General features: G+C 56.7%; 21 protein-coding genes, 1 pseudogene and 1 riboswitch. Of the genes and pseudogenes, 6 read left to right on the top strand and 16 right to left on the bottom strand.

Annotated elements, in window-relative coordinates; translation table 11 throughout:
* Window positions 1–2: 2 nt before the first annotated feature.
* Window positions 3–1,060, top strand: a pseudogene (locus HB779_RS23605) (D-TA family PLP-dependent enzyme).
* Here HB779_RS23605 and HB779_RS23600 read toward each other — a convergent pair.
* Together HB779_RS23600 and HB779_RS23595 are read right to left on the bottom strand one after the other, a co-directional pair.
* Window positions 1,057–1,764 (bottom strand): DUF3053 family protein, encoded by a 708-nt coding sequence (locus tag HB779_RS23600; RefSeq protein ID WP_188346817.1) that lies wholly within the window; start codon window positions 1,762–1,764, stop codon window positions 1,057–1,059. The pseudogene HB779_RS23605 and the gene HB779_RS23600 sit on opposite strands and share 4 nt — an antisense overlap.
* 242 nt (window positions 1,765–2,006) lie before the next feature.
* Window positions 2,007–2,933, bottom strand: coding sequence for a LysR family transcriptional regulator (locus tag HB779_RS23595; RefSeq protein WP_188346816.1), 927 nt, complete (start codon window positions 2,931–2,933; stop codon window positions 2,007–2,009).
* Between the two features lie 99 nt (window positions 2,934–3,032).
* Here HB779_RS23595 and HB779_RS23590 point away from each other — a divergent pair, with 99 nt between their 5' ends.
* From HB779_RS23590 to HB779_RS25640, 3 genes are all read left to right on the top strand, one after another.
* Window positions 3,033–4,241, top strand: a complete 1,209-nt coding sequence (locus HB779_RS23590; protein WP_188346815.1) for a CynX/NimT family MFS transporter — start codon at window positions 3,033–3,035, stop codon at window positions 4,239–4,241.
* 95 nt (window positions 4,242–4,336) lie between these two features.
* Entirely contained in the window at window positions 4,337–4,759 is a 423-nt protein-coding gene (locus tag HB779_RS23585) for a hypothetical protein (RefSeq protein WP_188346814.1), read from the top strand.
* Between the two features lie 140 nt (window positions 4,760–4,899).
* Window positions 4,900–5,028 carry a hypothetical protein gene (locus HB779_RS25640; protein ID WP_256440684.1) on the top strand — a complete coding sequence of 43 codons (129 nt, stop codon included), beginning with the start codon at window positions 4,900–4,902 and terminating at the stop codon, window positions 5,026–5,028.
* Between the two features lie 2 nt (window positions 5,029–5,030).
* On the opposite strand, the gene HB779_RS23580 is transcribed toward HB779_RS25640, so the two are convergent.
* From HB779_RS23580 to HB779_RS23565, 4 genes are all read right to left on the bottom strand, one after another.
* Complete coding sequence (locus HB779_RS23580; protein WP_188346813.1) at window positions 5,031–5,792, bottom strand: ABC transporter permease; 762 nt, start codon at window positions 5,790–5,792, stop codon at window positions 5,031–5,033.
* Window positions 5,789–6,715: an ABC transporter ATP-binding protein gene (locus HB779_RS23575; RefSeq protein WP_188346812.1), complete on the bottom strand. Its 927-nt coding sequence runs from the start codon at window positions 6,713–6,715 to the stop codon at window positions 5,789–5,791. The genes HB779_RS23580 and HB779_RS23575 overlap by 4 nt, the downstream gene beginning before the upstream one ends.
* Before the next feature lie 209 nt (window positions 6,716–6,924).
* Window positions 6,925–9,108, bottom strand: a complete 2,184-nt coding sequence (locus HB779_RS23570) for a TonB-dependent siderophore receptor (protein ID WP_188346811.1) — start codon at window positions 9,106–9,108, stop codon at window positions 6,925–6,927.
* Window positions 9,109–9,285: 177 nt separating this feature from the next.
* Complete coding sequence (locus HB779_RS23565; RefSeq protein ID WP_188346810.1) at window positions 9,286–10,167, bottom strand: AraC family transcriptional regulator; 882 nt, start codon at window positions 10,165–10,167, stop codon at window positions 9,286–9,288.
* Window positions 10,168–10,445: 278 nt separating this feature from the next.
* On the opposite strand from HB779_RS23565, the gene HB779_RS23560 reads away from it, so the two are divergent.
* A protein-coding gene (locus HB779_RS23560) for an IS5 family transposase (RefSeq protein WP_188346809.1) occupies window positions 10,446–11,197 on the top strand; the annotation gives its coding sequence in 2 pieces (ribosomal slippage) (window positions 10,446–10,776 and window positions 10,776–11,197; 753 coding nt in all).
* 13 nt (window positions 11,198–11,210) lie between these two features.
* Here HB779_RS23560 and HB779_RS23555 read toward each other — a convergent pair.
* On the bottom strand, window positions 11,211–12,437 hold the full coding sequence (locus HB779_RS23555; RefSeq protein ID WP_188346808.1) for an MFS transporter: 1,227 nt from the start codon (window positions 12,435–12,437) through the stop codon (window positions 11,211–11,213).
* Window positions 12,438–12,566: 129 nt separating this feature from the next.
* Between HB779_RS23555 and HB779_RS23550 the strand changes: the two genes are divergently transcribed.
* A complete protein-coding gene (locus tag HB779_RS23550) occupies window positions 12,567–13,394 on the top strand; it encodes a helix-turn-helix domain-containing protein (RefSeq protein ID WP_244642923.1) in 828 nt (275 codons plus the stop codon).
* Here the strand turns inward: HB779_RS23550 and metH are convergent.
* The 9 genes from metH to HB779_RS23505 form a co-directional block, all read right to left on the bottom strand.
* A complete protein-coding gene (gene metH / locus HB779_RS23545) occupies window positions 13,379–17,155 on the bottom strand; it encodes a methionine synthase (protein ID WP_188346807.1) in 3,777 nt (1,258 codons plus the stop codon). The genes HB779_RS23550 and metH overlap by 16 nt on opposite strands.
* 144 nt (window positions 17,156–17,299) lie before the next feature.
* A complete protein-coding gene (gene cobF / locus HB779_RS23540) occupies window positions 17,300–18,064 on the bottom strand; it encodes a precorrin-6A synthase (deacetylating) (RefSeq protein ID WP_188346901.1) in 765 nt (254 codons plus the stop codon).
* A complete protein-coding gene (locus HB779_RS23535) occupies window positions 18,061–18,288 on the bottom strand; it encodes a hypothetical protein (protein ID WP_188346806.1) in 228 nt (75 codons plus the stop codon). Before HB779_RS23535 ends, cobF begins: the two co-directional genes overlap by 4 nt.
* Window positions 18,279–19,418, bottom strand: a complete 1,140-nt coding sequence (locus HB779_RS23530; protein ID WP_188346805.1) for a ribonucleotide-diphosphate reductase subunit beta — start codon at window positions 19,416–19,418, stop codon at window positions 18,279–18,281. The genes HB779_RS23535 and HB779_RS23530 overlap by 10 nt, the downstream gene beginning before the upstream one ends.
* Window positions 19,419–19,624: 206 nt before the next feature.
* A complete protein-coding gene (locus HB779_RS23525) occupies window positions 19,625–22,507 on the bottom strand; it encodes a ribonucleoside-diphosphate reductase subunit alpha (RefSeq protein ID WP_188346804.1) in 2,883 nt (960 codons plus the stop codon).
* A 107-nt stretch (window positions 22,508–22,614) separates the two neighbouring features.
* A riboswitch (cobalamin riboswitch) is annotated at window positions 22,615–22,843 on the bottom strand.
* Between the two features lie 49 nt (window positions 22,844–22,892).
* Window positions 22,893–23,684 carry a heme ABC transporter ATP-binding protein gene (locus HB779_RS23520; protein WP_188346803.1) on the bottom strand — a complete coding sequence of 264 codons (792 nt, stop codon included), beginning with the start codon at window positions 23,682–23,684 and terminating at the stop codon, window positions 22,893–22,895.
* A 2-nt stretch (window positions 23,685–23,686) separates the two neighbouring features.
* Window positions 23,687–24,808 (bottom strand): iron ABC transporter permease, encoded by a 1,122-nt coding sequence (locus tag HB779_RS23515; RefSeq protein ID WP_188346802.1) that lies wholly within the window; start codon window positions 24,806–24,808, stop codon window positions 23,687–23,689.
* Window positions 24,805–25,725: a hemin ABC transporter substrate-binding protein gene (locus HB779_RS23510; RefSeq protein ID WP_188346801.1), complete on the bottom strand. Its 921-nt coding sequence runs from the start codon at window positions 25,723–25,725 to the stop codon at window positions 24,805–24,807. The genes HB779_RS23515 and HB779_RS23510 overlap by 4 nt, the downstream gene beginning before the upstream one ends.
* 4 nt (window positions 25,726–25,729) lie before the next feature.
* Entirely contained in the window at window positions 25,730–26,788 is a 1,059-nt protein-coding gene (locus tag HB779_RS23505) for a hemin-degrading factor (RefSeq protein ID WP_188346800.1), read from the bottom strand.
* Between the last annotated feature and the right edge of the window lie 12 nt (window positions 26,789–26,800).

Below are 26,800 nucleotides of genomic sequence, written 5' to 3'. Positions count from 1 at the left end.
AATTGAAACTGTCCGACCTTGATACGCCTGCCGTCCTTATCGACGTGGACCGGGCTGATGCCAATCTGCAGCGTTTCCAGACCTATGCCGACGCTCACGGGCTTGCCGTGCGCCCGCACATCAAAACACACAAGCTGCCGCGCTTTGCCAAACGGCAGGTGGAACTGGGTGCAGTTGGGATCACCTGTCAGAAACTTGGCGAAGTCGAAGTCATGGCCGATGCGGGCCTGACCGATATTTTCATCCCCTACAATATTATCGGCAAAGCAAAACTGGACCGGCTTGCTGCCTTGCATGGCCGGATCAAGATTGCGGTTACCGCCGACAGCGAATTCACGGTGCGCGGTCTGGCCGAAGCGTTCAAGAATTCAGCCAAGCCGCTTGAGGTTCTGGTTGAGTGTGATACCGGAATGGGCCGCTGCGGCGTGCAGACACCGGATGAAGCTGTGGCGCTGGCCAAGATTATTGATGCCGCCGATGGCCTGACCTTTGCCGGGTTCATGACCTATCCCAAGGCGGGGGCGTGGCGGAAAATGAGGCCTGGCTCAAATCGGCGAAACAAAAGGCAATCGATGCGGGGCTTGATCCGCGCGTTATTTCGAATGGCGGTTCGCCCGATATGTGGCGCGCGCATGAAGTGACGAGTGCGACCGAACATCGGCCCGGAACCTACATTTATATGGACCGGTTTCAAGTGGCCAAAGGCGCTGGCACATGGGACGATTGTGCGCTGACTGTGTTTGCAACCGTGGTCAGCCGCCCGACAGAAAACCGTGCCGTCATTGATGCGGGATCGAAGTCGCTGACATCAGACACATTCGGAATGGAAGGTTTCGGACGGATTGTCGAGTATCCCGATGCGGTGATCACCTCGCTCAGCGAGGAGCACGGGACGATTGATATTTCCACCTGTCCGGTAAAGCCGAAGATCGGAGATCGCGTTCGGATTATCCCCAATCACGCTTGTGTGGTGTCAAATCTGTTTGACAGTGTGGTGCTGATTTCAGGCGACGAGGTTGTGGAAATAGCCCCCGTCGCCGCACGTGGCAGAGTCGGTTAGTTCCCGTAGATTGCAGCGCGCATCTTCTGTTGCGCTTCCTGCATCTGCTGGCTCTTGGCGTTGACCTGTTCCAGCAGCGTGTTGAGCTGCGTTTGCACCGCTGGGTCTGACACTTCGAACATCGAGCCTGAAATGGTGATCTTATCCTTGTGCTGGTCGACAAAGTCGACAACCTTCAAAAGAATGTCGAAGGTCTGGCTCGTGGCTGGAAAGATTTCCTTATAGGTATTGGCAAGATTGCTGACTGTCTTGTCATAGGCCTTGTCAAACACGGGCTTGAGGTCTTCCGGCTGCGTGAGCGCTGCATGGGCCTTATCCGCCGTTGATTGCTCTTCGTCCATGGTGATACGCAAAGCGCTCAATCCGTCATAGGCTGTCTGAATGTCTGCTTTACGGCTCATTGCATCGTTGATGGACGTGATTGCACCCTTGGCTGCCAGCGCTTCCATCGGCTTGCTGATCTTTTCGTTCATCGCGGAATGAAAATCGGTAATGATTTTGTACTGGGCGGCGTAACTGCCGAATGATTTGGTTTCGTCTGCGGTCAACTGGGGTACGCTGACCCCCTTCTTGTCGACAATGCGTGTTTGCAGAAAATCGATGAATGCCTTGCGCTGGGTGGCTTCGTCGTTCGAACAGGCTGAGATCGTCAGCGCCATGAACACGGTCATAACAGCCGCAATGGCAATACGGAATCCTGGCATTTCTTGCAGTCCTTTTCTTCTTCTTAGATCCGTACAGACGAATTGGGTCTGTCCGGTCGTGGTCTATTGACCATTCTGTTTGTCGTTTTGTTGGCACCGGGCTCGTATCGGTGGACAAAACGCCTGTATTCCCCCAAAGCTGAATGTGGTCGCGGTTAGGACCTAGTGCAGAACGCAGGTCAGTACAACCGCAGCATCGGTCGCATGGGCCCTTTTCCAAGACAAAGGCGGCTAGTGGCGGTTCAGGGTTTCATGATTTTGCTGTGGGCAACCTGCTCGATGAGCGTCTTGCGGAACAGCCGTGATGCTGGTCCCAAAGGTTCATCGGCGCGGTGTGCGAGGTAGCCGCGCAGGACGGTTTCGCCTTCCGGGCCGAACTCGGCGGCCGGGACGCGCATCAGCCGTCCTTCCCGGATATCCTGATCAACCAGCCAGATCGGCAGATTGCCCCAGCCGATTCCCGCCAGTATCAGGAGCCGCTTGGCATCATTGTCACTGACGCGCCATGTGCGCGGTGACAGGACCTGAAAATCGCGGCCCCGGGTGAGGTGCGATGGATCTTCAGTAACAATCTGAACATGGTCCGCCAGTTCCGAAGCGGTAAGCGGCCCAGCCATTGCTGCGCGTTCGGCCAAAGGATGACCCGGCGCGACGACGGCCATGCGCCAAAGAAAAGTCAGTTCTTCCCGTTCAATCATCGGGTCCGGCATATCGATTGCCATCACGGCCAGGGTACATCTGCGCTCCCGAAGGGCGGCAATCGGCACACCCATCGGCGCAATGGTCAGTCTTACACCGACCGACGGGTAGACATCCTGCATGATTTTCAAAGCGCGGGCTGCAAGGGGTCCGGGAAATTGCGGATCAAGCGCGATGGTGATGCCAAGCTCAAGCCCTTCACCAAGCCCGCGTGCCCGGGCGCGCATTGTATCGACCTTCAACAGGATTGCCCGGATATCGGCGAGCAGCGCCTGTCCTTCCGAAGTGAGGATCGGCTTGTGTCCCGACCGGTCGAACAGCGAAAGACCGAGCTGCGCCTCCATACTGCTGATGGAATGGCTGACAGCGGATTGAACGCGCGCCAGCCGCTGCGAGGCGGCGCGGAAGCTCCCCGTCTCGGTGATGGCCACGAACATGCGCATTTGATCAAGCGTGAGTGCATCCAACATGATCTATTCAATCGATCATGTTGGCGCGTATTTTGTCAATATCATCGATGATGTTCCCCATGTCATCATCACCGCATGACTGAATTCCGTGGACCAATCATGACCGATACCAAAACGATGGCACCTTCCATCCCTGAAACCGACCGGCTTTCTGCCGCCTTCGTCATCGCCAGTGGCGTTGTCGCAGCCCTGCAGGTCGGCAAAGCGACCATTGCCATTCCGCTGTTGCGTCAGGATTTTCAGCTTAACCTGCAACAGGCAGGCTGGGTGATGTCGATTTTTGCTTTGTTGGCTGTATTCGGCGGTATGGCCGTGGGAGCAGCCGTAGGCCGGTTCGGCGACAGAAACCTGATTGTCGCGGGTCTGCTGGCGATTGCCTTCGGCAGCACGGTGGGGGCATCGACGGAAACATTCAGCATTTTGCTCAGTGCCCGCGCCCTTGAGGGTGCTGGTTTGCTGTTTGTCATCATAGCCGGGTCAGCGATCCTCAACCGCCTTGCCGCACCGCAGGATCGCGATCTCGTTTTTTCGTTCTGGAGTTGCTACATGCCGTTCGGCATGGCGCTGGCGCTGCTGCTTGGGCTGGCCATCAACGGATGGCGGCCGTTCTGGTTCGCCAATGCGGGCGTTGCCGCGCTCTTTGCACTGCTGCTGCACGTTATCATACCACGGGAGAACCCGCGGAAAATCACCAGCACTTTGGCTGATATCGTTCGCGATAGCGGCAAGACCGTCACCTCAGGCGGACCGTTGCTGCTGGCACTCGGCTTTACCATGTATGGCCTGCAATTTTTTGCACTGTTCAGTTTTCTGCCAGTGCTGCTGGCTGAACAGATGGGAGTGTCGCGTGGGAATGCGGGTGTGCTGACTGCCTTTGCGATTGCTGCCAATATTATCGGGAATATCAGCGCAGGTATTGCGCTGCGGCGCGGCTTCGCACGCTGGCGGCTGATGGCCGGTGCAAGTCTGGTAATGACAGCCACCGGCGTTGCGGTGTTCCTTCTGCCAGCTCCGGCCTGGTTGATCTTTGGCCTTTGCGTTGTCTTTTCCGGCGTTGGCGGTTGTCTTCCGGCGTCGATGATGGGAGCGGCACCAAGGGTTGTGGCGGATCCGAAATTGGGTGCCATGTCGGTTGGCCTTGTCATGCAGGGCAGCAATCTCGGCCTGATGATTGGTCCAGTGGTGGTTGGCAGCCTTGTCGATATCGCCGGATGGAAGGCGGCAGCTGTCCCCGTAGCAATAGCCGGAGCAATTGGCCTGACACTTGCCTTTGCCCTGCGATCTGTCTTCCGGCGCTTTGCGCTTTAGGTTGTACACTCGTGCCATTTTAATCAGATTTATGAGCGGACGACCTGATATAGCGATAGAATATGGCAACATCTCTCGTTTGCAAAGGGGACGGTATGGAGGAAGACCCGATAGAGTTTGCCCATCATTTGAGGCAGCGTGCGATCACCTATGGTGTATTCACTTGCATCCTGATGGTCGCCACATCACTGATCGCCGATAAGGGCGGGGCACTCTTTGCCGGATTGTGGCCGCTGATGATGGTTGGCGGTCTCATCACCCTGTTCCTGACGGGTTATCTGTTTTTCGATGCGGCGCTGTTCCGCTATATCGCCTCGCATGAGGATGCCCTTGATGGCTGCAAGGCCGTGGACGATATTCTGGCGCGGATGCATCTGCGCGCCCGGCCGGACAAAACCCGGCCGCTGCATGTGCGCATATCAGGAACGAAAAGCACACTGTTGAAACTGCATATTGCCTTTGCCGTTTTCATTACGCTGTTCGTGGCGCTGGTTGTTTACGGCGTGTGGTCCCGCTGAACGAAAAGCGGGACTCGACTCCTTACGGGTTTTGCCGGCATGATCATCTCCGGTACCGCACGAGTGGGGAATGCGTATGGGTCCGGTGGGAAAGACAGTATCAAAGCATGGTCCGCTGAACAGGGACCGTCAAATGGCCGTTGCGGACCATCGGGGATCTTCTGCCCATCGCGCTCAAACCCGACGATATAGCCGTTGATTTTCTCGGCACCGAAGAGCGCAATCATACGAGCGATGATCGCGATCCGTTTCAGCGCTGGGAAGAGTAGGTTCAGCTCTTCAACCGATACCCCGTTTTGAACATCCAGCGCACGATAAAGATGCACACGACAAGGAACACCGCTGTCATGCCGAGGCTGGTGCCAATATGCACGTCTGACAGGCCATAGAAACTCCAGCGAAACCCGCTGACCAGATAGAGAACCGGATTGAACAGCGTGACCACGCGCCAGAATGGCGGAAGCATATCGATCGAATAGAAGCTGCCACCCAGGAACGTCAGCGGTGTCACGATCATCAGCGGCACGAGTTGTAGTTTCTCGAAGCCATCGGCCCAGATACCGATGATAAAACCGAACAGGCTGAACGTGACCGCAGTCAGCACCAGAAACAGCACCATGATGAATGGATGTTCGATCCTGAGGGGGACAAACAACGCCGCGGTGGCCAGAATGATGACGCCCAGAATAATGGACTTCGACGCCGCCGCTCCGACATAGGCGATGACAATCTCGAGATAGGAGACAGGCGCGGAAAGCAATTCGTAGATCGTGCCGGTGAATTTGGGGAAATAGATGCCGAAAGAAGCATTGGAAATGCTTTGCGTCAGCAGCGACAGCATCACCAGCCCCGGTACGATGAACGCGCCATAGGGTACGCCGCTGATTTCGGGAATACGTCCGCCGATTGCCGAGCCGAAGACGACGAAATACAGGCTGGTCGATATGACAGGCGAGATGATGCTCTGCATGATCGTGCGCCAGGTACGGTGCATTTCGAACAGGTAGATCGCCCGGATCGCATGCAGGTTCATGTGCGTTCCTTCACCAGATTGACGAAGATTTCCTCAAGCGAGCTTTGCTTCGTCTGAATGTCGTTGAAACCCATGCCCGCCTTTTCCAGGTCCTTGAGCAGCGCGGCAATGCCGGTCTTTTCCTCGTGCGCGTCGTAACTGTAAATCAGTTCGCCGCCGCTGGGTGCCAGCTCCAGCCCGTATTTGGCCAGTGCGGCAGGGATGGATTTGTGTTCTTCCTGCAGTTGCAGGCGCAGTTGCTTCTTGCCGAGCGAGCGCATCAGTTCACTCTTTTCCTCGACAAGGACGATTTCGCCCTTGCTGATGACACCGATGCGGTCTGCCATCTGCTCGGCTTCCTCGATATAATGGGTCGTCAAAATAATGGTGACGCCGGATTCCCGCAGTGCCCGCACCACGTTCCACATGTCGCGCCGCAGCTCCACGTCGACACCTGCCGTTGGTTCGTCAAGGAACAGGATTTCCGGTTCGTGCGACAATGCCTTGGCGATCATGACGCGGCGCTTCATACCGCCGGACAGCGTGATGATCTTGTTGTCTTTCTTGTCCCAGAGCGAGAGTTCTTTCAGAATTTTCTCGATATGGGCGGGGTTGAACGGCTTGCCGAACAGACCGCGGCTGAAGCTGACCGTGTTCCAGACAGTCTCAAACGCATCCGTGGTCAGCTCTTGCGGAACAAGCCCGATCTTGGTGCGCGCGGCGCGGTATTCCTTCTGGATGTCGTGGCCATCGGCAAGGATCGTCCCCGATGTTGGATTGACGATACCGCAGATCGTGCTGATGAGCGTCGTCTTGCCCGCGCCATTCGGCCCGAGCAGCGCGAAGATTTCACCGTGGCGAATGTCGAGATTGATATTCTTCAGCGCTTCAAACCCGGAACCGTAGGTCTTGAACAGACTGGAGACAGAAATGGCTGATGACATGAGATGTATCCGGAAGGAATTTCGGTCCGCCAGTCTTTACCAGAAAGAACAGCGGATACGAAACATAATTGGAAGAATGATTTTCCTTATATGGTGATCGAAAGAGGTTTTCAAACCACCCTCCTGACAAAAGAAGTCAGGAGCGCCGGGACAATGAAAACACCGGCAATGCGCTTGGCACCGGCGGTGCGGGTGATATTATCTCTACCTTACCATTTGGTATGGGCGGACAGTGTAAAGGTTCGGCCGTCACCGTAACCACAGACCGCCTCGCCGTCGCAGCCCTTCACATAGGCTTTATCGAAGAGGTTGGTCACGTTGAGTGCCATGCCCCAGCTGTCTTTCTCGTAGCGGATTGCCGCATCGAACAATGTGGCAGCCGGAACCTTCAGCTTGTTGTCTTTGGTGGCATAGGATTCGCCCTGATAGCGCACGCCGGCACCGAGGTTGAGACCTTCCAGCGCACCCTGATCGACGGTGTAATCGAGCCAGAACGCCGCTGACGTCTTGGGAACGATTGTCGGCCACTTGCCAACAAGATCCGGATCATTGTCCTTGCTGACTTCCATGTCGAGCACGGTCAACGATGCCAAAGCCTTCCAGTTCTGGTCGATATTGACCTTGCCTTCAAGTTCGAGGCCCGTCGATTTCACTTCACCCAACTGCGTGTCGATAAATGTGCCGGGAATGCGCGACAGGGCGTTCCGCTTGGTGATCTGAAACACCGAGGCGGTCAGCAGGCCATCGATGAAATCCGGTGCATATTTGACACCTGCTTCGAGCTGATAGCCTTCCTCCGGCACCAATGGCTTTTCACGGGTTGTCCCGATCACAGGATTGAAGAAGGTCGCAACACTTACATAGGGCGTTACGCCATTGTCGAACTCATAGCCAAGACCCGCACGACCGCTGAATGCACCCTTGTTGTAATCATAGGTCGGCCCAAGCGGGAAGAATGGGCCCACAGCCGAGTCGGATTTGATGTTCACATAGTGATACCGGCCGTTCAGCGTCACCAGCCAACCGTCGCCAAACCGCACCTGATCCTGTGCATAGACACCAATCTGGTTCATCTTCAGAACCTGATCGAGATAAACGCTGGTTGGTCCTTGGGGTGCTCCGTATACGGGGTTGTTGGCGCTGATCGGCGTTGCTCCGCCGGATGCCTGTGTCTGATCGATCTTGAAGTATTTGTAGTCCACACCAAACAGGAAATTATGCTCAAAAGCTCCGGTGGTGAATTCCTTCTCGGCACGATTGTCCAACAGGAATGTATCGACCTTGGTGTCGTGGTTGAAACCGATACGATAGAGTTGATTATCCGGTGTTGTCGGCTTCGGGCCGCCGCCATAGGGAAAGGCAGGGTCAACATAGCCATAGGGATAGGGCGAGGTTTCTTCCTTGTTCTGATGGCCGTATCGCATATTCTGGCTAAGCTTCCAGCCATTGTCGAACGTGTGTTCGGCTTCGTAGCCGATCAGATATTGCCGGTTTTCGCCATCATCAATGCTCGGCTCGGTGAAATTGGCTTTGCGGCTGATCTTGCCAAAAGACGCATTCTTGACGGTGCCATAATAAGGCAGGAACCCACCGCCTGCATGTGTCTGATCGAGGGCCGAGAACTGGCCAAAGACGCTGATTTTTGTATCAGCCGACGGCTCATAGGTGATCTGCGGCATAAGCGAGCCGCGAAAATCCTTGGCGAAATCCGTCTGCTGCTCGCCCCCGGCAATCCGGCCGGTGAAGCGGTAGGTCCAAACGCCGTTTTCATCGATCTTGTCGCCAAAATCGACGCCGAGATAGGCATTGCCATATTGGTTGATGCCGGTCTCGATACGGCCGAAACGGTCCTTCTGCGGACGCTTGCTCACCATATTAACGATGCCGCCGGGATTGGCACCGCCGTAGAGAACCGAGGCCGGGCCTTTCAGCACTTCCACACGTTCGAGCATGTAGGGATCGATCTGGAACCCGCCAAAGCCATAGCCGTAGAGCGGCAGACCATCGAGGAAAATGCCGGACTGGGTTGCTTGAAAGCCGCGGATGAAAATCCAGTCCGTATCCGGATCTTCGCCAAACGGCGATGCGGTGATACCTGCCGTATAGCGCAGGGCTTCATCAACTTTCTTCACGCCGCGATCGCGCAATTCGTCCTGACCGACGACGGAGATGGACTGCGGAATCGCGGTGATCGGCGTATCGGATTTGGAACCCGCCGTGGTTTTCTTGGCAACATAGCCTTTGACCGGACCTGTCGCAGTGCCGCCGCCGTCAATGACGATTTCCTTCAGAACCACATTTTCCTGTGCACCGGCAATGGCTGGCTGCAGAAGTGCGAGTGCGGTACTGGCAAGGAGAAAACCTGCCCAACGGACCGTGTTGTTATGTGTCATTCTATATTGCCCCAAATAGTCCAATAGCACTGCACGCCGCCCATCCGCGCAGGTATCGTCATGTCGCTCGAAAGATATTATGAATATTTAACTCAACTATATATACCGGTCTTGTCTGAAAACGCGGAATATTGAACATTTCTGGGCTAAACTCAGCCCCTTACAGAGACGCCCGTGCTATTTTTGCGAGCGCTGCCACGCTGCGGGCGTTAGCCCGGTATGCTGGCGGAAAACGCGGGTGAAATGGGCCTGATCGGCAAAGCCGGCAAGCTCGGCAATATGGTTCAGGCTATGGCGTGTGTGCAGCAGCATGTCTTCGATGCGCTGGATGCGGATGCTCATTTGCCACTGATGTGGCGGCATGCCGGTCGATGCCTTGAACGCATGACCGAAATGCGACTGGGACAGACCTGTCAATTCCGCCAGTTCCTGCAGGCGGATTGTCTGCATCCAGTGCTCTTCCATGTAATCGGTCGCACGGCGCAATTGCCATGGTGCCAGCTTGCTGCGCTTGCGTTCGGTCCTGGCCTTGATATCGAACAGCACCGAGAACACGGCAATGGCAAGGCTTTCGCCGTAAAGCTGATGCAGTGGTTCCGGGCTGGCACATTCGCCTGCCAGAAGATTGGCAAGCGACAGGATACGGGCATCGGAAAACATCAGGCGCGGCCGGGTAATGGCGGTCAGATCAATATCCTCACCGAAGCGTTTGACGAGGCTTTTCACATTGAAGTGCAGGTCGATATGGCGGATGTGTTTGACATTGTCGAGCCGCGCCCACAGCGGCATGCCCGCAGGGATATAGCACATGGGATTGGCAACGCCGTCGCCGGCAAGATCCTTGCTTTCCGCGCCAAGCCGGACATTGAATTTGCCTGTCTTCAGGCCATCAAGAACGATGAAAAGCCGCGGATCTCTGGCTTCATACTGGCCGCTTGCATCCGATGCGCAATCCACATTGAACAGATCAGCGACAACGCCATCCCAGGAGCGCTGTTGCAACCCTCCTACGACGGAAAAGCCATCGATCTTTGTGTTCATCTGCGGTTGAAACGTCATCCTCCCCCGCATACAGCCATCCAAAATAGCAGGCAACACCAATGATTTAGAACGTTTCCAGCGGATTTTCCGTCGATTTAAAAATATGAGAAAATAAATCAGCTTTAGTGGTTGAAATCATTGGACCAATTGAAGGAAGGCCCGAAACGTCGCCGTTCCGGGCCTTCATAGCTTTCAGTGCATTATCTCAATGACTGTCGCAGCTTCGCAACATTCCGGCTTAAGGCTTGTTGAGATTCAGGCTTCCGCATGAAGTTGGATTGTGATTCAAGCTTTGGATGGAACGATTCGTGCTGACGGACGCCCAATGGGCGAAGATGGAACCGCATTGTCTGGGTAAACCGGCCGATCCTGGACGAAGTGGCAGTGACAATCGCCTGTTCATCGAAGCGCTGCTTTGGATCGTGCGGACAGGCAGTCCGTGGCGCGACCTTCCAGCCTTCTTCGGGAGTTGGAACACCGTTTTCAAGCGATACCGCGATTGGGTCAAAGCTGATGTTTTCGTTCGGCTTTTCGATGCCTATTCGGATGAACCGGACATGGAGTACGCCATGGTTGATGCCATCATCGTCAAGGTCCACCGCCATGGACAGGGCGCAAAAGGGGGACTCAAAGCCAGGCCATAGGCCGCTCCAAGGGCGGCATGACAACCAAAATCCTGGCGCTCACCGATGCACTTGGCAATCTTGTGCGCTTTGTTCTTTTGCCCGGCCAGCGGTTCGATACGGTGGGTGTCGCACCGCTCATCGATGGGGTCTGTTTTGGTGGCTTGATCGCCGACAAAGCTTTCGACAGCAACACCATCATTGCCGACCTGAATGAGCGCGGTGCCAAGATCGTCATTTCTCAGCATTCACGTCGGACTTTTCCCCTGCCGCTCGACAAGGAACTCTATAAATGGCGCCATCTGATCGAGAATTACTTCTGCAAGCTCAAGGAATTCAAGCGTATCGCCATGCGCGCTGACAAAACCGACCAGAGCTTCGCAGCATTCATTAATCTCGCTGCTGCAGTCATAAACTCACGATGAATCTCAACAAGCCTTAGGCCGGAACCGCGATGCTCTCGCCTTTGAGCTCGCGCATGCTGGGCAGGAAGATGGTCAGCAAGCCAAGGAACGGCAGGTAGGAGCAGATCACGTAGACATAATCGATACCTTTCGCATCCGCCACAAAGCCCAGAATGGCGGCGGCTATGCCCGCCATGCCGAAGGCAAAGCCAAAAAAGATACCGGCAATCATACCCACCCGGCCCGGCACCAGTTCCTGCGCAAACACGACGATAGCCGGGAATGCTGAAGACAGAATGAGGCCAATGATCACCGTCAGGACACCGGTCCAGAAAAGGTTTGCATAAGGCATCAGCAGGGTGAAGGGCAGCACGCCAAGAATCGAGAACCAGATGACGGTCTTGACGCCGACCTTGTCACCGACCAGACCGCCGCCAATGATGCCGACAGCGGCTGCACCGAGGAAGAGGAAGAGCATCAACTGCGACTGCTGCACCGTGACACCGAACTTATGGATCACGTAGAACGTGTAGTAGCTGGATATGCTGGCAAGATAGATGTTCTTGCTGAACACCAGCAGTGTCAGGATCAGCAATGATGTAATCACCTTGCGGCGCGGCAGTTTCAAGGCCCGGCTCGCAGGTGGCTTCTTGGAGTTGGCGGCGCGATAGCGTTGATACCAGTTGCCGACCTGATAGAGCACGATCATGCCGATCAGGGCTGCTGCGGAAAACCACGCAATACTCTGCTGGCCGTGCGGCAGGATAATGAAGGCTGCCAGAAGCGGACCAAGCGCCGTACCGAAATTGCCGCCCACCTGAAACAGGGATTGAGCAAGGCCATGCCGTCCGCCGGATGCCAGACGGGCAACGCGCGATGACTCAGGATGAAAGATTGACGAGCCGATACCGATAAAGGCTGCGCCCAGCAACAGCATCGAATAATGCGTGGCAATGGAAAGCAGACCAAGGCCGACCAGCGAAAACGCCATGCCGACCGGCAGGGAGTAAGGCATTGGGCGCTTGTCGGTATAGGTGCCGACAATCGGCTGCAGCAGTGACGCGGTCACCTGAAAGGTCAGGGTCAGAAAGCCGATCTGCTTGAAATCGAGACCATAATTCGTCTTGAGCATGGGATAGATGGCCGAAAGCATCGATTGCATCATGTCATTGAGCAGATGACAGAAGCTGACGGCAAAGATGATGGTGAAGGCGGTCGCTTCGGCTGAAGAGCGCTGGGCGGGTAAGGTCGTATCGGTCATATCGGGCGTTCCATCGGAAATGAGGGCGTTGTCCACGTGCTTCGTGCCGCCCTTTTCACCTCTGATATACCTGTTGCAGAAAACCTGCCTTCGTGGTTTGGTCTATTTCTTTCGCAAGTGGGCCAAACCATGCTGTATTTGAAATTTCCCGAGATGAGTTTCCACGGCACTGAGCTGGGCCGTGTGCATCTGCAGCGGCTTGAATGGCTGGAGCAATCGAAGGGCGATGTTATTGCCGGACTGGCGCATTATCCCACGGGATGCCATGTCCCAGAGCACCGGCACAGCCTGTCGCAATTGCTGCATGCGATGACCGGCGTTGTCATGGTCACCACAAAGTTCGGCCGCTGGATGGTGCCGCCGCATCATGCCTTGTGGCTTCCGGCCGGGATCGGGCATGCAGTGGATATGCTGGGTGATGTCGCCATGCACTCGATCTATGTGCGTCCGGAAGCGGTCGAAGGATTGAAGAGCCATTTGCATGTGGTCGCCCTGACACCTCTCATGGACACATTGATCCGCGAAGTCGTGGCTTCGCCTGCCGAAGCGGAAACAAGCCCGCGCACGGTCTTCATGATGGGGCTGCTATTGCACGAAATCCCCAATCTGGAAGAGCGGCCGCTGGGCCTGCCTTTCCCCGAGGATACACGCCTTGCCGCACTGTGCCGGGGTTTTCTGAAAGACCCCTCGCCGCATACCAATATCGACGGTTGGGCTGACCAGTTGGGAATGAGCCGCCGCACCTTCACGCGGGTCTTTCGCAAGGAAACGGGCTTGAGCCTTTCGACGTGGCGGCAACAGGCTTGCCTGCTGTCAGCCCTGCCGCGTCTGACAGAGGGCGAACCGGTGACAAGCGTCGCGCTCGATCTTGGCTATAACAGCGTTCCCGCCTTTACCACCATGTTCAAGCGCATGCTCGGCGCACCGCCGCGCAACTATCTTCACTCGGCTGCTTGAGCTCTCGGTGCGGGCACATAGTTGAGGATCGGCCCAAGCCAGCGCTCGACCTCTTCGACCGGCATGGCCTTGCGTTCCGAATAATCCTCGACCTGATCGCGTTCCACCTTGGCAACGCCGAAATAGTAGGATTCGGGGTGGGCAAGATAGATGCCAGAAACCGATGAACCCGGCCACATGGCGTAGCTTTCGGTCAGCCGCACATTGATCTGCTTCTCTGCATCTAGCAGACGGAACAGCGTGTCCTTTTCCGTATGATCCGGTTGCGCCGGATAGCCGGGGGCCGGACGAATCCCGCGATAGGGTTCGCCGATCAGCTCATCCGGCTTCAGGGTTTCATCCGGTGCATAACCCCAGAATTCCTTGCGCACACGCTCGTGCATCAATTCGGCAAAGGCTTCGGCGAAACGGTCCGCCAGTGCCTTGACCAGAATGGACGAGTAATCGTCATTGGCCCGCTCGAACCGTTCAGCAATGGCGATTTCTTCAAATCCTGCGGTGACGACAAAGCCGCCGATATAATCCTGCTTGCCGCTCGCAACAGGTGCGATGAAATCCGAAAGCGCGACGTTCGGGCGACCATCGCGCTTCGACAGCTGCTGGCGCAGCGTGTACAGGGTGGCAAGTTCGCTCTTGCGTGTTTCGTCGGTGAACAGATGGACATCATCGCCAACGGTTCCGGCTGGCCAGAAGCCGATAATGGCTTTGGGATTGAACCACTTCTCGTCAATGATCTTGCCCAGCATGGCCTGTGCATCAGCAAACAATTGCCGCGCAGCCGGACCCTGATGCGCATCTTCAAGAATGGCGGGATAGCGCCCCTTCATCTCCCATGTCTGGAAGAATGGCGTCCAGTCTATATAGCGCGACAATTCCTCAAGATCGTAATTTTCGAAAACCCGTGTTCCAAGGAAGCTCGGCTTTGGCGGCTCATAGCCGGACCAGTCGATCTTGTGCGCATTTGCCCTCGCCTTTTCCAGCGGCAGGCGCTGCTTGTCGGCCTCATTACGGGCATGGGTTTCGGCAACCTTGACGTACTCGCTGCGGATATTGTCGATGAAGCCGCCCTTGGTATCCGGTGAGAGAAGTTGGGACACCACACCGACAGCGCGGCTAGCATCGGTCACATAGACCGTCTGCCCGCTGTGATAACGCGGGTTGATCTTCACTGCCGTATGCACACGGCTGGTCGTTGCTCCGCCGATCAGCAGCGGAATATTGAAACCTTCACGCTCCATCTCGGAAGCCACATGCACCATTTCGTCGAGCGAAGGGGTGATCAGCCCCGACAGACCGATAATGTCCACATTCAGCTCTTTTGCCGTCTGCAGGATTTTGGTGGCGGGCACCATGACGCCGAGATCGATAATCTCGTAATTGTTGCAGGCGAGAACCACACCGACAATGTTCTTGCCGATGTCGTGCACATCACCCTTTACCGTCGCCATCAGCACCTTGCCAGCGCTTTCGCGCTCGCCGGTTCCGCCATTGGCAAGCTTTTCCGCTTCCATATAGGGCAGCAGCAGCGCCACGGCCTGTTTCATCACGCGAGCCGATTTGACCACCTGCGGTAGGAACATCTTGCCGGCGCCGAACAGATCGCCGACGACATTCATGCCCGCCATCAGCGGACCTTCGATCACATGCAGCGGCCGTTCGGAAGCCAGCCGCGCCTCATCCGTGTCCGCATCGATGAATTCGGTGATGCCATTGACGAGGGCATGGGAAATACGGTCGGCCACGCTCCATTCACGCCACGCCAAATCGCGCTCGCGTGCTTCCTTGCCAGCCGATCCCTTGTAGCGTTCGGCCAGATCGAGCAGACGCTCCGTTCCGTCATCGCGGCGGTTGAGCACCACGTCTTCGCAGGCTTCGCGCAATTCCGGATCAATGGACTCGTAGACCGCCAGCTGTCCCGCATTGACAATACCCATATCCATGCCGACCTGAATCGCATGATAGAGAAACACCGCATGCATTGCCTCGCGCACCGGCTCATTGCCGCGGAACGAGAAGGACAGATTGGAAATACCACCTGAAATATGCACATGCGGTAGCGTTTCGGTGATCTGACGTGTTGCCTCGATAAAGGCGACGCCATAGCCATTGTGTTCCTCGATGCCTGTGGCAACGGCAAACACATTCGGATCGAAGATAATATCCTCAGGCGGGAAACCTGCTTCCTTGGTCAGGAGCTCATAGGCGCGGGTACAAATTTCGACCTTGCGTTCCAGCGTGTCGGCCTGCCCTGCCGTGTCGAACGCCATGACGACGACAGCAGCACCATAGGCTCGCACCCGCTTGGCATGATGCAGAAAAGCTTCCTCGCCTTCCTTCATGGAGATCGAATTGACCAGCGGCTTGCCCTGCACGCATTTCAGCCCGGCCTCGATCACATCCCATTTCGAGCTGTCGATCATGACGGGTACGCGGGCAATATCCGGCTCGGCCGCAATCAGGTTGAGGAACTCGACCATAGCCTTTTCACTGTCGATCAGGCCTTCATCCATATTGATGTCGATGATCTGCGCGCCATTGGCCACCTGATCACGCGCCACATCCAGCGCAGCGGCGAAATCGCCTGCGGTGATGAGTTTACGGAACTTTGCCGAACCGGTGATGTTGGTACGCTCGCCCACATTGACGAACGGAATATCTTTGGTCAGCGTGAACGGCTCCAGGCCGGACAGGCGCATATGGGTCGACACGTCAGGGATCTGACGCGGCGGATATTTGCTGACAGCCGCTGCAATCGCCCGGATGTGATCCGGTGTCGAGCCGCAGCAACCGCCGACAATATTGAGGAGACCTTCCTGAGCGAAGCCTTCCAGCTGTTCCGCCATGGCCTCGGGGCTTTCGTCATACTGGCCAAATTCATTCGGCAGGCCGGCATTCGGATAGGCGCAGACAAAAGTGTCGGCGACGCTGGAAATTTCCGCCAGATGAGCGCGCATCGCATTGGCGCCAAGGGCGCAGTTGAGGCCGATGGTGAAGGGTTCAGCATGGCGCACCGAATGCCAGAATGCCGTCGGGGTCTGACCGGACAATGTGCGGCCGGACAAATCGGTGATGGTGCCGGAGATCATGACCGGCAGGGTAATCCCCTTTTCCTCGAACACTTCCTGCGTGGCAAACACGGCGGCCTTGGCATTCAGTGTATCGAAGATGGTCTCGATCAGGATGATATCGGCGCCGCCATCCATGAGGCCGCGCACCTGATCTGCATAGGCAATGCGCAGATCGTCGAATGTGACGGCGCGATAGCCGGGATTGTTGACATCCGGCGAAATCGACGCCGTGCGGTTTGTCGGTCCAAGCGCACCGGCAACGAAGCGGCGCTTGCCATCCTTCTGCTCGGCTTTGATCGCCGCGCGACGGGCAAGCCGTGCACCGTCACGATTAAGCTCATACACAACCTCTTCCATGCTGTAATCAGCCTGGGCGATGGTTGTGGAGGAAAAGGTGTTGGTTTCGAGAATATCCGCACCCGCCATGGCATAGGCATAGTGAATATCTTCGATCGCCTGCGGCTGGGTCAGGATCAAAAGATCGTTGTTGCCCTGCAGGTGACAGGAGCAATCGGTAAAGCGATCACCGCGAAAATCGTCCTCATTCAGGCTCAGGCCCTGAATCTGCGTTCCCATGGCGCCGTCAAGAATCAGAATACGTTCCTGCGCCGCTTTGGTCAGCGCTTCAAAAACCTCCGAGCCGTCCCGTGGAGCGCCCATAGGACCGAACAGATTATCGACTGCAATATTCATAGCTCAAATGCCTCTTGACCATCTTGGGATGGAGAGACAAACTCACATAAAGATATCTTTATGTCAACAAATCAATTCTATTGGCGGCATGTTCTGTCGCACCTGCGGCGTCTTGTCATGCCACCTGAAATTCGGCTTTTGGGGCTATGTCCCTCCTGTCCGCTTGAGCAGATATGTATCCATGATCCAGCCCTTTTGCGCGCGCGCCACGTTGCGCAGCCGCTCGATTTCATCGGCCACATCGCGCAGACGGCCCGACATCAGGATTTCATCCTCGGTGCCGATATAGGCGCCCCAATAAATGTCCACATCTTCCTCGATCGTCTTGAACGCTCCCTCCTGGTCCAGCATGACGACAACACTGTCCGAATTGTTGGGAAAGCCCTCTTCCAGCTTGCGGCCGGTGGTGATGGTGATGGATTCGCCGATGCGGTTGAGCACGACCTTGTGTTTCGCGGTGAGCGCCTGAATGGCAGTGATGCCGGGGATCACATCATAGTCCAGCTCGAAACCACCCTTGGCGTTGAGGCGGTCGAGAATACGCAGTGTGCTGTCATAAAGCGACGGATCACCCCAGACGAGAAACGCCCCGCACTCGTCATCGCCAAGCTCTTCCATGAGCAGATGTTCATAGGTCGCCTCCACCTTGTCATGCCAGTCCTCGACACTGGCGCGATAGGTCGATGACGGCTTGTGACGCACCGGCGTTGCAAAATCGACCATGCGATACGCGCGATTGATGATGAAGCGCTCGCAGATTTCACGGCGGATGCGCGACAGCTGTTCTTTCTCGGCGCCCTTGTCCGGGATGAAAAACACATCCACCTGATTGAGCGCGTTGACAGCCTGTATGGTCACATAATCAGGGTTGCCCGCCCCGATGCCGATGATGAGAACCTTGCGTTTCATTGGCATGACTGCGAACTCTGCGGGCGAAGCGATGCTTCTTTTGCATTGATCAGCGCGCAGAACAATTCATGCAGACGCCGGGCGCCCGGATGGCTTTGGGCATGGCGCTGCAACCGTGCAACCTCTGCACTGGCGGCGGCTACGAGATCGGCATTGCGCGGCTGGTGCATCAACCAGGCGATGAACACATCCTCGGGAGGTGTCGTCGCGTTCATCAGTCCCATGCCAGCGCTCCACCGTTCTGATATTCGATAACGCGGGTTTCGAAGAAGTTTTTTTCCTTCTTCAGGTCCATCGCTTCAGACATCCACGGGAATGGATTGTCCGTGTCGGCAAACACCTGTGCAAGACCCAACTGGGCGCAGCGGCGGTTGGCGATGAAATGCATATAGGTCTCGCACAGCGCCGCATTCAGGCCAAGAAAACCGCGTGGCATCGTATCGCGTCCGTAGGAGGCTTCGAGTTCCGCTGCATCCCTGATCATTCCGCGCAGTTCTTCGGTGAAGGCTTTGGTCCACAGATGCGGGTTTTCGTGACGAATCTGGTTGATCACATCGATGCCGAAATTCATGTGAATGCTCTCGTCGCGCAGGATGTACTGATACTGTTCGGCAATGCCGACCATCTTGTTGCGTCGGCCGAGCGACAGGATCTGGGCAAATCCGGTATAGAACCACATGCCTTCGAAAATGACATAGAATGCCACGAGATCGCGCAGGAACTGCTGATCCATCTCCGGTGTCCCGGTCTTGAAGTCCGGATTGTCGAGATTCTGTGTGTGCTTGAGCGCCCATGCGGCCTTGTCGGTGATCGACGGCACTTCGCGGTACATATTGAAAAGCTCGCCCTCATCAAGACCGAGGCTTTCAACAATATATTGGAAGGTATGGGTATGCACTGCCTCTTCAAAGGCTTGGCGCAGCAGATATTGCCGGCATTCCGGGTTCGTCAGATGGCGGTAGATCGCAAGAACGATGTTGTTGGCGACCAGAGATTCGGATGCTGCAAAGAACCCGAGATTGCGCTTGATCATGCGCCGTTCATCGTCGGTTAGGCCATCCTTGGATTTCCACAGGGCGATATCCGCCTGCATCGACACTTCGGTTGGCATCCAGTGATTGTTGCAGCCATTGAGATATTTTTCCCACGCCCAATGATATTTGAGCGGCAGCAGCTGGTTCACATCGGCGCGTGAATTGATCATCGCCTTGTCATCGACGCGCACGCGCCCGCCGCCGCGAACAATATCGCCAGGGCCTGTGGCATCAGTGACGGGCGCCTGATCCGGTGCAAGGGCGGGGTGAATGGCGCGGGCCGCATTGGCGGCAGCTTCGGTGTTGGTCCAGTCAAGCATGGTTGTCAGTCCTTGTTATTGTCGATGTTGAGAACTGGAGCCCCCCTCTGGGCTGTCGCCCATCTCCCCCGCAAGGGGGAGATCAGCTTTCATCAATATTTCCATCACCTTGCACTGTTGCAAAACCAGGCGGGATGGCTGGTATCAATGTGATCTCCCCCCTTGCGGGGGAGATGCCCGACAGGGCAGAGGGGGGTGACACAATTCTACTGGCAGGCTTCACAGTCGGGATCATTGATGGAGCAGGCATTGCCTGCGGGCTCCGACAGAATAATCGGTTCGGCTATGGGTTTTGCGGCAACCGCGTTGAGCTTGCCATCCGTGCCTTTCAACGTGGACTTCTCTACGTGCGAGGCGGAACGGGAGCGCAGATAATAGGTGGTCTTGAGGCCGCTGTTCCATGCCAGACGATAGAGTTCGTCCAGCTTCTTGCCGCTCGGATTGGCAATATAGAGGTTGAGCGACTGTGCCTGATCGATCCACTTCTGCCGGCGTGAGGCGGCTTCGATCAGCCATGCGCTGTCGATTTCAAACGCCGTGGCATACAGTGCTTTGAGATCAGCCGGAATGCGGTCGATTTCACCCACCGAACCATCGAAATATTTGAGATCGGAGATCATCACTTCATCCCAGAGGCCGCGCTGCTTCAGGTCATGCACAAGGGCAGCGTTCACCACGGTGAAATCACCGGACATGTTGGATTTGACGAAGAGGTTCTGATAGGAGGGCTCGATGGACTGGGCGACGCCGCAAATGTTGGAAATTGTCGCCGTCGGTGCAATCGCCATAGTGTTGGAATTGCGCATACCGGTTTTCTTGACGCGCTTGCGCAAGGCTTCCCAGTCCAGTGTCGCGCTGCGATCCATGGAAAGCTTGCCGCCACTTGCCGTGCGGGCTTGATCCAGCAGCTCGATGGAGTCGATGGGCAGCACGCCCTTTGACCACAGCGAACCGGCGAAGCTCGGATAACTGCCGCGTTCGCTGGCCAGATCAACCGAGGCGGAAATCGCATGGTAGGAGATGGCTTCCATGCTGAAATCAGCAAAGATGACAGCTTCATTCGATGCATAGGGAATGCGCAGCGCCTGCAGTGCATCCTGAAAACCCATGAGGCCAAGACCAACCGGACGGTGACGCAGGTTGGAATGGCGGGCTTCCGGAATGGTGTAGAAGTTGATGTCGATGACGTTATCGAGCATGCGCATCGCCGTTTTGACGGTGCGGGCCAGACGTTCGAGGTCGAGACCCTCGGCAGCAATGTGGTTGGCGAGATTGATCGAGCCAAGATTGCAGACAGCGACTTCATCCTTGGATGTGTTCAGGGTGATTTCCGTGCACAGGTTCGAGGAATGCACGACCCCGGTATGGCTTTGCGGCGAGCGGATATTGCACGGATCCTTGAAGGTGACCCATGGGTGGCCGGTTTCAAACAGCATGGTCAATATGCGGCGCCATAGATCCAATGCCCGAACGGTGCGGGAGACGCGGATTTCGCCGCGTGCCGCCTTGGCTTCATAGGCCTCGTAAGCGGTCTTGAAGTCCGCACCGTAACGGTCATGCAGATCAGGCGTTTCATCCGGTGAGAACAATGTCCATGGCTCGTCTTTTTCGACGCGGCTCATGAACAGGTCCGGCACCCAGTTTGCAGTGTTCATGTCATGGGTGCGACGGCGGTCGTCGCCGGTGTTCTTGCGCAGGTCGAGGAATTCCTCGATATCGATGTGCCATGTCTCGAGATAGGCACAGACAGCGCCCTTGCGCTTGCCGCCCTGATTGACAGCGATCGCTGTATCGTTGGCTACTTTCAGGAATGGTACGACACCTTGGCTTTCGCCATTGGTGCCCTTGATATGCGCACCAAGTCCGCGCACCGGCGTCCAGTCATTGCCAAGACCACCGGAATATTTTGCCAGCAGTGCATTGTCCTTTACTGCTTTGAAGATGCCATCGAGATCATCGGCGACGGTGGTCAGGAAGCAGGAGGATAGTTGCGGGCGCAGCGTGCCCGAGTTGAACAAAGTGGGTGTCGACGCCATGAAATCGAACGATGACAGAAGATCGTAGAACTCAATGGCGCGGGCCTCGCGGTCGATCTCACGGATGGCAAGACCCATGGCAACGCGCATCAGGAAGGCTTGCGGCAATTCAAACCGGATACCGCGTGTTTGCTGCAGATAACGGTCATACAGCGTCTGCAGACCAAGATACTGGAATTGCAGATCGCGTTCCGGCTTCAGCGCAGAGGCGATCTTCTGCAAATCGAAACGGGCAAGTTCCGGATCGAGCAATTCGGCTTCGATACCGGCCTTCACATAGGCATGGAAATAACTGGCATAGCGCTCGGTCATTTCATGCTGGGTTGCCTGTTCCGAACGGCCGAAGACAAAGCTCAGGGCTTCGCGGCGCAGCTTGTCGAGAAGCAGCCGGGCGGTGACGAAGGAATAGTTCGGTTCAGTTTCGACCAATGTGCGGGCCGCCAGAATAGGCGCGAGCGACAGTTCATCGAGCGTGATGCCATCATAGAGATTGCGCTGGGTTTCGCTGAGGATCGGGGCAGCACTGACGCCTTCAAGACCCTCGCAGGCTTCATTGATAATGCGTGCCAGACGCACATCATCCAGCGGTGCCGTGGTTCCATCAAGCATGGTGACGCTGAGGGATGGACCGGTTTCAACCAAAGGCTCTGTCAGCTTGGCGCGTTCCCGTGTCCGCTCTTCGCGGTAGAGAACATAGGCGCGGGCAACCTTGTGGTTTTCGCTGCGCATCAGCGCCAGTTCAACCTGATCCTGCACGTCCTCGATGTGGAACAGGCGGCCTTCGCTGCTGCGGCGCTTCAGTGTGGTGACGATCTCTGATGTCAGCGCTTCGACAACATCATGCACGCGGCGCGAACCGGCAGCGACACTGCCTTCGACGGCAAGGAAAGCCTTGGTCAGCGCGACAGTGATCTTCAGAGGATCAAACGGCGTTACCGAGCCGTTGCGGCGGATAACACGATAACCCGGTTCATTGGATGACGCATGGAACTCGGCCGGACGAACAGGAGCGGCCTGACTATCGGTACGGGCGGTTTCAAGAGAAAGAGACATGTGCTTAACCCCAAAATGTTGGGGGCAAAGGTCGAGCGCACGCGTGCAAAGAAGGAGTCAGCTTGCGGCTGACCATTGCAAGCGACACACCGGGACACCCCGCCCGTGGACGTTCATCATGTTACGGCAGGTCTCCTGGCTCACAGGTCAATGCTGCTGTCTGGCCTTCCCGAAGTCATTGCACCTTGAGGGTGCGGCTTCAGTGGCATTGTCGACAGCAACTCGCTGTTTACAGTTGCGGGGGCAGCGCCGGCATTAATGTCAACGACACCGCACCGGCTTCCCTCTTAGCTTCCGGTCTTGCGACTCGAAAGAACCATAACATCTATATTTAGTATCAAATCGCCAACCACAGTCAATAGGTAGTTGGTGGCATCTTCTGCGCTTAGAGCATCGCCGATTGCGGAAGCACAAACGGCACCGACACCTCGGGCAATCCCCCAACCTTGAGCGCGCATTCATAAACACGCAGGATACGGTCATCCGTCAAGACTTCGGTGGGTGTTCCCACAGAATCAGCATGACCCCTGTGCATAACGATAATGCGGTCGGCAAACATGGAGGTCAGATTGAGATCGTGCAGGATTGCGATCACGCCGCCGCCCCGGTCGGCAAAATCCCGCGCGATCTGCATGATGATCAGCTGGTGCTTGATATCGAGGCTGGACACCGGCTCGTCGAGAAAAAGAAAGCGCGGGTGGCCATCCAGAACGGGTTGCCAGACCTGGCAGAGAACCCGTGCCAGTTGCACGCGCTGCTGCTCGCCGCCCGAGAGTTCCTGATAGAACCGCCCGCCAAAGCCCGCGAGATCGACCCGTGCCAGTGCTTCATCGGGCAGCGTCTCAGTGGCGTGGCGCGAAGCCCCTGAGTGGCCGCTGGTCATTCCCAGCTTGACGATCTCCCGCACGGTGAAGGGAAAGGACAGCGAGGTTGATTGCGGCAGGATCGCCCGCATCGATGCCATCTGCCATAATTTCATCTGGCTGATCGAAGTGCCGTTGATGCTGATCGTGCCTTCATAGGGCAGATCGCCCGAAAGCGCGCGCATCAGGGTGGTTTTGCCTGAACCATTGGGTCCGACAATGACGGTGAACGCGCCTGCCTCCGCTTCGAAAGACACGTCATCGACGATCTTGCTGTGGCCGAGATAGACGGAAAGGTTGGAAACGCCGATCATGGTCACAGATCCAGAATGCCGCGGCGGCGCAGCAATATCCACAGGAAGAACGGTGCGCCGACTGCAGCCGTGACGATGCCAATGGGCAACTCCGATGGCGCGACAATTGTCCGGCTCACCGCATCGGCGATCAGCAGCAGGCTTGCGCCAAGCAGCGCGGCGGCTGGCAGGAGATAACGGTGGTCGGGGCCAATCACGAGGCGCAGGAGATGCGGCACGACCACGCCGATAAAGCCGATGCCGCCGCTCACCGCAACGGACGCCCCGGTTGCAGCCGCAACCGTGACAATGGCGATGCGCTTGAAACGCTGCACCGGAATGCCGAGATGGTTTGCCGAAGCCTCACCCAATGCCAGACCGTTAAGGCCGCGCGCGAGGAAGGGTGAAATCACCAGTGCCAGCGCAATCAGCGGCCCTGATGCAAGAATTTTGACCCAGTTGGCGCCCGCCAATGACCCCAAGCTCCAGAATGTCAGGTCGCGTAGCTGCTTGTCGTCTGCAACATAGATCAGCACGCCCATATAGGCCGTTGCCATGGCTCCGAGCGCGATACCGGCAAGCAGCATGGTCGCGATGGATGTCTGCCCGCGCCGGGTCGCAACCCGGTAGAGAATAACCGTGAAGACGAGCGCACCGAAAAACGCCGCCAATGGCAAAGCGTAAAGCCCGAACAGTGCCAGCAATGGCGCCAGTACGGTGCCGCCGAGCACAATGATACTGACTGCGCCAAGCCCCGCACCGGCGGAGACGCCGACAATGCCGGGGTCAGCCAGCGGGTTGCGGAACAGGCCCTGCATGACAGCCCCGGACACTGCAAGCGACGCCCCGATCAGTGCGCCAAGGATAACGCGAGGCAGCCGGATATCATGAATGATGATGCGGTCCCGTACGGAGAGAGCGCTTTCCGTGCCGTCCGTTCCTGAAATCAGCGATTTTATGACCGAGACGACAGATGCATCGGAAGCGCCGAAGGCAAGACTGAAGATCACAGTCGCCACAAGAGCAACGCAGAGACAGGCAATGACCGTGCGGGCAATGGCCGAACGGTCGCCGTCAGGCCGTGCTTTTCGGCCGCCCCACACGGAGGCGAGGACGGCAGGTTTTCTCAAGACTGCCTCGCTCATTGGCTCAGTTCATTACCGTAGATAGCCACCGCCAGTTCATGGATGGCCTCGGGTGCGCGCGGACCGAAGCCGAGCAGATATTGGCCGCCCATGCGGATGATCTTCTTGTCCTTGCCCGCCGGTGTTGCGGCAATCGCGGCATTTGCCAGAAGATCGGCATTGTCGGCCGCATGGTCACCGCCGCGGTCCATCACCAGAATGACATCCGGCTTGGCGGTGATGATTGCTTCATCCGTCATGGGCTTGTAGCCCGGATATTCCGTGACGGCGTTCTCGGCTCCGGCCAGTGCGATGATACCATTGGCAGCGGTTTTGGTACCTGATGCCATGATCTTGCCGCCCTGCGCGCTCAGCACAAACAACACACGCTTGCGCGTCTTGATGTTCCTGGTTGCATCCTCAGCGGCCAGCAGATCCTTCTCGATCTGCGCTGCCAGCTTTTCCGCCTTGTCATCGACGCCAAGCGCCTTGCCAACAGCGCGGATTTTGGCCGGGATGCTTTTATCGGTGTAATCCTCAGGCACGAAAACAAACGGTACGCTGGCCTTTTTCAGGATATCGATGGTTTCCTTGGGTCCGCTGCCTTCAACAGCAATGATAGCCGTCGGGTTGATCGACAGGACACCCTCGGGTGAAAGCGCCCGCATATAGCCCACATCCGGCAGCTTGCGTGCCGCTTCCGGGTAGATGCTTGTCTGATCACGCGCAATAAGGTGGCCTTCTTCACCCAGGGCATAAACGATCTCGGTGATGGAATCGCCGATGGAGACCACGCGGCTGACATCGGGAAGCTTGCCGGTGACTTCTTCCGCCAAGGCAATACCTTGTATCGAAAACACAGTCAGCAAGCCGGCTAAAGATGCGGCGATGCGCAATTTCGTTGGCCTGCGCGTCTGGTTTGTTGAAATCATTGCCATGTCCTTACGCGGCCGAACGCATGATGCGCGGCAGGCCTTCAATCAACTGACGCCAGTCGTCGCGCTCACCTGAACCTTCGTACCGCTTGCCGAAGAACTGGATGATCATCTCACCTTCGGCGCCATAGGCTTCCAGCGATGTCACATGGCCGTCCTTGGTCGGCTTGCGCACCGCCCAGAGTTCGGCGATGTGATCGAGACGCAGATGCATGTGGAAGGTTTCATCGAGAATATTGAGCCACGAACCCATCGGCTTGATGTTTTCGATTGGCCCTGAATGGATCTGGATGCAGCCGCGATTGCCGACAAAACACATGATTGGAATGGCTTCCTGCGCCGCATGATGCATCATGGCGCTCAGCGCATCAGGGTCGAGCGCCCAGGCATAATCCTGCCCGATCACCTGCACCGCCTGATGACGGGTCATCTTGAGCGAGCGCAGGATGCCAAAGAACTCGTGCACATCCTTCATCTGGCTCCAGCGGTCACGCAGGCCATTGGTATCAAGCTCATGGATTTCTGCCTGCTTTTCTTCCGGCTTTGGTAAAGCCGTCAGTTCCAGCGCCTGTGACTGATCATCGAGACGAAGCTTGGCGACAAGCGCGTGATAGGCTTCAAGGTTCGATGCCGGGCGCAGATGGATTTTGTGGATCGCCTCGCCCGCCGCATCAAAGAACTGCAGACTGCGGCGGACAAATTCGCCGTCCTGTTTCTCGACAGCAAAGCCATGGGCCCAGGAGCCGGGGAAAATGCGCATATCGATCTGCTCGCCGAGCAGCATCGAAGCCTGTTTGCCGACGATCGGCTTGTCATAGACGCCGATCTTTTCGTGCACGGCGCTGTCGTTGCGCGTCAGCGCCATGACTTCGCCCAGAGTCTGGATTTCCGTCAGGAATGTCTCGATACGCGGCGTTATACGGATAACATTGAGACCGCAGAAAGCGGCTGCCAGATCAGCTTCGCTGATCCCCAGCTGCTGGGCAAGGTCGCGCTCGCGCATTTTCGGATTGTCTGCCCGTGCCTGCCGGATGTCCTGCGGTGCTGGCTTGTGCGTATCAGTCATGGTCTGTGGATG

The sequence above is a fragment of the Phyllobacterium sp. 628 genome (assembly GCF_014189505.1).
GTDB lineage: Bacteria > Pseudomonadota > Alphaproteobacteria > Rhizobiales > Rhizobiaceae > Phyllobacterium.
This window is presented reverse-complemented; position numbering and strand designations above follow the sequence as displayed.

Coding starts and splice junctions, on each gene's coding strand:
- HB779_RS23600 (WP_188346817.1), bottom strand. CDS start 1,764: ATGCCAGGATTCCGTATTGCCATTGCGGCTGTTATGACCGTGTTCATG.
- HB779_RS23595 (WP_188346816.1), bottom strand. CDS start 2,933: ATGTTGGATGCACTCACGCTTGATCAAATGCGCATGTTCGTGGCCATC.
- HB779_RS23590 (WP_188346815.1), top strand. CDS start 3,033: ATGACCGATACCAAAACGATGGCACCTTCCATCCCTGAAACCGACCGG.
- HB779_RS23585 (WP_188346814.1), top strand. CDS start 4,337: ATGGAGGAAGACCCGATAGAGTTTGCCCATCATTTGAGGCAGCGTGCG.
- HB779_RS23580 (WP_188346813.1), bottom strand. CDS start 5,792: ATGAACCTGCATGCGATCCGGGCGATCTACCTGTTCGAAATGCACCGT.
- HB779_RS23575 (WP_188346812.1), bottom strand. CDS start 6,715: ATGTCATCAGCCATTTCTGTCTCCAGTCTGTTCAAGACCTACGGTTCC.
- HB779_RS23570 (WP_188346811.1), bottom strand. CDS start 9,108: ATGACACATAACAACACGGTCCGTTGGGCAGGTTTTCTCCTTGCCAGT.
- HB779_RS23565 (WP_188346810.1), bottom strand. CDS start 10,167: ATGACGTTTCAACCGCAGATGAACACAAAGATCGATGGCTTTTCCGTC.
- HB779_RS23555 (WP_188346808.1), bottom strand. CDS start 12,437: ATGACCGATACGACCTTACCCGCCCAGCGCTCTTCAGCCGAAGCGACC.
- HB779_RS23550 (WP_244642923.1), top strand. CDS start 12,567: ATGCTGTATTTGAAATTTCCCGAGATGAGTTTCCACGGCACTGAGCTG.
- metH (WP_188346807.1), bottom strand. CDS start 17,155: ATGAATATTGCAGTCGATAATCTGTTCGGTCCTATGGGCGCTCCACGG.
- cobF (WP_188346901.1), bottom strand. CDS start 18,064: ATGAAACGCAAGGTTCTCATCATCGGCATCGGGGCGGGCAACCCTGAT.
- HB779_RS23535 (WP_188346806.1), bottom strand. CDS start 18,288: ATGGGACTGATGAACGCGACGACACCTCCCGAGGATGTGTTCATCGCC.
- HB779_RS23530 (WP_188346805.1), bottom strand. CDS start 19,418: ATGCTTGACTGGACCAACACCGAAGCTGCCGCCAATGCGGCCCGCGCC.
- HB779_RS23525 (WP_188346804.1), bottom strand. CDS start 22,507: ATGTCTCTTTCTCTTGAAACCGCCCGTACCGATAGTCAGGCCGCTCCT.
- HB779_RS23520 (WP_188346803.1), bottom strand. CDS start 23,684: ATGATCGGCGTTTCCAACCTTTCCGTCTATCTCGGCCACAGCAAGATC.
- HB779_RS23515 (WP_188346802.1), bottom strand. CDS start 24,808: ATGAGCGAGGCAGTCTTGAGAAAACCTGCCGTCCTCGCCTCCGTGTGG.
- HB779_RS23510 (WP_188346801.1), bottom strand. CDS start 25,725: ATGGCAATGATTTCAACAAACCAGACGCGCAGGCCAACGAAATTGCGC.
- HB779_RS23505 (WP_188346800.1), bottom strand. CDS start 26,788: ATGACTGATACGCACAAGCCAGCACCGCAGGACATCCGGCAGGCACGG.